This window comes from Tissierellales bacterium (assembly GCA_035301805.1).
Taxonomy (GTDB): Bacteria; Bacillota; Clostridia; order Tissierellales; family DATGTQ01; genus DATGTQ01.
Window position 1 is genome coordinate 1 of sequence record DATGTQ010000043.1, and the last position, 2,845, is coordinate 2,845.

General features: G+C 27.6%; 3 protein-coding genes. All 3 read left to right on the plus strand.

The genetic code is table 11. The annotated features are described in order from the left end of the window. The first annotated feature begins 500 nt into the window (after positions 1-500). Positions 501-824, plus strand: coding sequence for a hypothetical protein (locus VK071_01965; GenBank protein HLR34075.1), 324 nt, complete (start codon positions 501-503; stop codon positions 822-824). An 11-nt stretch (positions 825-835) separates the two neighbouring features. Continuing rightward, the gene (locus VK071_01970) at positions 836-1,279 is read left to right on the plus strand and encodes a hypothetical protein (GenBank protein HLR34076.1); all 444 of its coding nucleotides are present in this window, start codon (positions 836-838) and stop codon (positions 1,277-1,279) included. Positions 1,280-1,783: 504 nt separating this feature from the next. Further along, entirely contained in the window at positions 1,784-1,981 is a 198-nt protein-coding gene (locus VK071_01975) for a hypothetical protein (GenBank protein ID HLR34077.1), read from the plus strand. The last annotated feature ends 864 nt before the right edge of the window (positions 1,982-2,845 follow it).

Below are 2,845 nucleotides of genomic sequence, written 5' to 3' on the forward strand. Positions count from 1 at the left end.
ACCACCACTATCAAAATTTCAAATGGTCAAGTTAGAGAAAGAATTATCTAAAAAGGAAATGGTGTTTATTGAAGAGATAACGGGGAGAAACCTAAATATTTATTTATAAGATATAACTAGGATAAAATCACACAATATAAAAATATATTTATTAATCAGGGAAACGGTAAGAGTATTTTTTGGAAGATAAGCCATTAAGTAATTTTATACAATTTTTTAAAAAAAGGATGCCAAAATCACAAACATGGACATTTAATGGAATATAATTTATTTAAATGAGGAAATTGCATAATTAAATCTATAAAATTAAATAAAAAAAGGTACAGGGGGATAGCTCATTAAAAATAGGATTTTAAATTTCATATTTTAATTTTACAGATACTATAGATTTGCAAAACCCTCCTAATTAATATTAACATTCAAGTTTCTTGTATATCAATATTTTCTTGAGGGCTCCTTCAGCTTATGGGGTAAGAAGTAACGATACATTTAAGATGGTATTGGATAACAACCAACCATTGAGTAAACCAGGAGGATTTGGAATACTAGAGGATGTACCCAATATAGAATTTGCAAGAAATGATATGGCAATTAAATCTAATTGGAAGATGGATTGTGGCAAGGTTGCTACTTATAAAGTAAAACAAGGTATTAAATTAAATGTTCCATCTGGTCCAATAGGGGCGCAAATTGATTTAAAAGCTGATAAATATTTGCCAGGTAATAATTCAGTAACACAGTTAGATTTATTTAATAGGATAGGCAATATTGATAGAAATAATTATATAGAATATGTTCCAGATAGTCTAAGGAAACTTGATTAGGAAGGAGAAAATTGAAAATTAGCTACAATGAAGTTGAAGTATCATGGATCTATAATAATAGAAAAATAAAATATACTTGCAATGGAATTCAATTTGCAGCCAAAACCGATGGTGTTATATATATTGAAATATTTAACTATGATGTTTATGAACGTCAATATGTAACCTTTGAGGGGGACTTAATTTTATCACATAATATAGATAACGAAGAAATAAAGATATTATCACAAGATGGGGAGTTAAAAACTATTAGAATACCATTACTCAAAGAAGTTTCATTAAGTAATAGTTGGAATATATATACATCATTTGGTGAAGACTTTAATACTAAACTACATGAATATACATTTGAAGGGGTTTTACTTAAAGAACTATCTCCATCACGAGGGTATAGCTTCTATCGTTTAGGAAACTTAAATGAGGGAATTAATGTTATTTGCAGGGGGAACAAATGAAGGCTGATAAATATGGTAGAAATGACTGGAACTTTTCTTTTGATACACAGAAAGGTGAATGGATAAAACAATCTTTAGCATATTAGGCTAAATCCATAATATATAGTTAGCTTGTAGTTATGAGCTATTAAGATAGTAATTATGATTTTGGAATTTTGGATTAAGGTTTGGGTGTGAGGGAGTATTATAAGGGATACTAGTGTAAATTATCAATAGGAACTGTGCAATCAATAAATTATTTAAATAGTAAAATGAATTAGCTATAATGATATTTAATAGTATGGTAACTATAATATTTATGGTCGTTATGGCTTTTCTATGCTTTAAAGTAAGTATAAAGTAAGCAGGTAACCCAGGATTATATTATAAAATAGGTAATACAAGTACAATAATGTCTACCATGGGGAACCCCATAGTAAATGGATGGCATGGTGGTAACTGGCGAAAAAGTGTACCGGGAGAACCTATAAGATTAATAATAGATTTCTGAGGAGGTAATACTTTATGGTTTTAATGAGATTAAAAATTGAATATGATGAAAATATTTTAAGATATATTTCGGTTATTAGGAAAAATAGTGCTTTAAGTATTCGAGAAATTAAAAAAAGGATAGAAAACAATGATGTGGTTCTTGAATGTGATTATTTTGATACTGACGAGTTAAAAAAGTTAAAAAAAAACAATAGATATACTTGTTGGTGAAGGAGCGAAAGTACATCTGTTTCAGGATGGAAGAAAGCTATCTTTTAATTACCTAACTAATCTTCTTATGTCATATGAACAAATTGAAAAAGAAAGAGAACAATTGGATGATTATATCCTAGATTAAAAATTAAAGAAGATGAAATTGGTGGTGCTAAGTACTTTGAAAAATAGAAATTAGTAATTACTTTCTATTATGATAAAAACGATTTATAGGATGGTTTAGAGAGAAGGTGAAATTATCAATTATTGTTTCACAGTTGATCCAAAGGATGGTTCATTAGATAGATATAGTAGCTATAACTATTTTCTTTATATCTTCTGGTATTCATATTAAGTGTTTATAATATTAACAAATAGTATTAGCTTTAAAAGTCATAACAATGTGAATATGTTATGGCTTTCTATTTACACCCCAAAATGAATAAACTTAGGGTTATATTATAAAATAGGTAATGCAAGTACAATAATATCCAGTATTGGAGCCCCAATAGCAAGTGGTATACCAGTACAATAAATTGCAGCAACTCAAACTAAACGCCAAGCATTTGGTGCATTTATAGATATGATTTAAATATATCTATATATAAACATGTGGATTATTGGAATGGCGACAAAGAACTATAGGTTTATCCAAGTGGAACAAAATATATGTTAGAGTATATAGGATTTAATAGTCAAGATATAGGATTTTTTACAACATTGGTAAGAAGTCAACAAATGTTAAATAAATTTCAATATTAATATACAGAATTATCAAAAATAGGGTATAATAAATGCAAGAATAATATTATAATATAAAATATTAGAGAAAAATGAACATTTCTTATTAACAGAAGATTTATCAATTCACTATATAGAATT